2 protein-coding genes and 1 pseudogene are annotated in these 1,364 nt (G+C 62.2%); all 3 read left to right on the top strand.

Annotated elements, in window-relative coordinates; genetic code table 11:
* The coding region (locus tag EN914_RS35580) for a DUF1194 domain-containing protein (protein WP_164779173.1) at positions 1-655 on the top strand (655 nt) is incomplete at its 5' end.
* Between the two features lie 78 nt (positions 656-733).
* Positions 734-1,078 (top strand): peptidase inhibitor family I36 protein, encoded by a 345-nt coding sequence (locus tag EN914_RS35575; RefSeq protein ID WP_024501320.1) that lies wholly within the window; start codon positions 734-736, stop codon positions 1,076-1,078.
* A gap of 153 nt (positions 1,079-1,231) precedes the next feature.
* Positions 1,232-1,364 (top strand): annotated as a pseudogene (locus EN914_RS39660) (ABC transporter permease); the annotation flags it as partial.

The raw sequence follows: 1,364 nt of genomic DNA, 5'->3' as shown, positions 1-1,364 counted from the left end.
CGACAATGTGCTGCAGGCCATTGCCGATGGCGCTTATGGCAAGATCGCCGTCACCTATGTCGAATGGGCCGGCACCAACTGGCAGCGCGTCATCGTGCCGTGGACGGTGATCGCCAGCCGCACCGACGCCGAGCGGGTGGTTGCGCAACTATCCGCTCAGCCGCCCAACAGCGCGCGGCGCACCTCGATCTCCGGAGCGCTGGAGTTCGGCAATGACCTGTTCGCCGAAAGCGGCTACCAGGGCACGAAGCGGGTCATCGACATTTCGGGCGATGGCCCCAACAATCAAGGCGCGCCGGTCAACCTGACCCGCGACGATCTGATCAAGCAAGGCATCGTCATCAACGGCCTGCCGCTGATGACGCGAGGCGGTTTTTCCGGCGCCTACGACGTCAGCAATCTCGATCGCTACTACAGCGACTGCGTCATCGGCGGACCCGGAGCCTTCATGATTCCGGTCAACGACTGGACGCAGTTTCCCGAAGCCATCCGTCGCAAGCTGGTGCTGGAACTCGCCGGCCCGGCCTCGCCGCAATGGGCGGCAGAAGAAGCCACGCATCCGCCGATGGTATTGGCGCAGGACAAGCCCGCCACCGACTGCCTGGTCGGCGAGAAAATGTGGCGCAACCGCAGCTGGATGTTTGACAGCCGCTAGGCGACCGAAGCATTGGCAAATTGGCCGGACCGCGCTATCCAGTCGGAGGGGCCGCGGCAAAAACCGAGGAAACATCAGATGAAACGTCTAGCCATCCTGACTGCTGTCGCGTCCGTGCTTTTTGCCGACGCCGCCAGCGCCCAATACAATGATGAGCCCGCCTGCATGATGTTCGAGCACGCGAATTTTCGCGGTCGGTCCATCGGTATGGGCCCCGACGATTCCGTGAACTTTCGCGGCGGCCAGTTCTGGAACGACCGTGTGTCGTCGGTGATCGTGCGCCGGGGTTGCACACTCATTGCCTATGAGGACTCCCGGATGGGTGGCCGCTCGATCGAGATCCGGCGCCGGATCCGCGATTTCGGCGGCAGCGACTGGAATGACCGTATATCGTCGGCGGAGTGCACCTGCGACGATTATTGAGGCCATTTTGGATAGCCACGATGGATTTCTGGCGGTGGTAGCCATTGGCCGACAGCAGAGCCGGGCCTGCCGGTTGCCTCACCAAGCTGTTCATTGACAAGCCGATTGGCGTCTGTGAGACAATTCCCCAGCAAAAACAAAAGGGGAACCGACATGAACAGGATCGCCGTTCTTACCGCAACTCTGACACTTGCCGCCGGCCTGTCCGCACCGGCGATGGCTGCCACCTCGGTCACTATCGGCATCAGCGGCTGGACAGGCTTCGCGCCGCTGACGCTTGCGAAGC

The organism is Mesorhizobium sp. M7A.F.Ca.CA.001.08.2.1 (genome assembly GCF_003998455.1).
Classification (GTDB): Bacteria; Pseudomonadota; Alphaproteobacteria; order Rhizobiales; family Rhizobiaceae; genus Mesorhizobium; species Mesorhizobium ciceri.
Note: the sequence above shows the minus strand (reverse complement) of the source record. Positions and strands in the feature narration are given on the sequence as shown.

What these genes read in the sequence shown, in the direction of transcription:
- EN914_RS35575 (WP_024501320.1), top strand. Translation starts at nt 734, where the DNA reads ATGAAACGTCTAGCCATCCTGACTGCTGTCGCGTCCGTGCTTTTTGCC.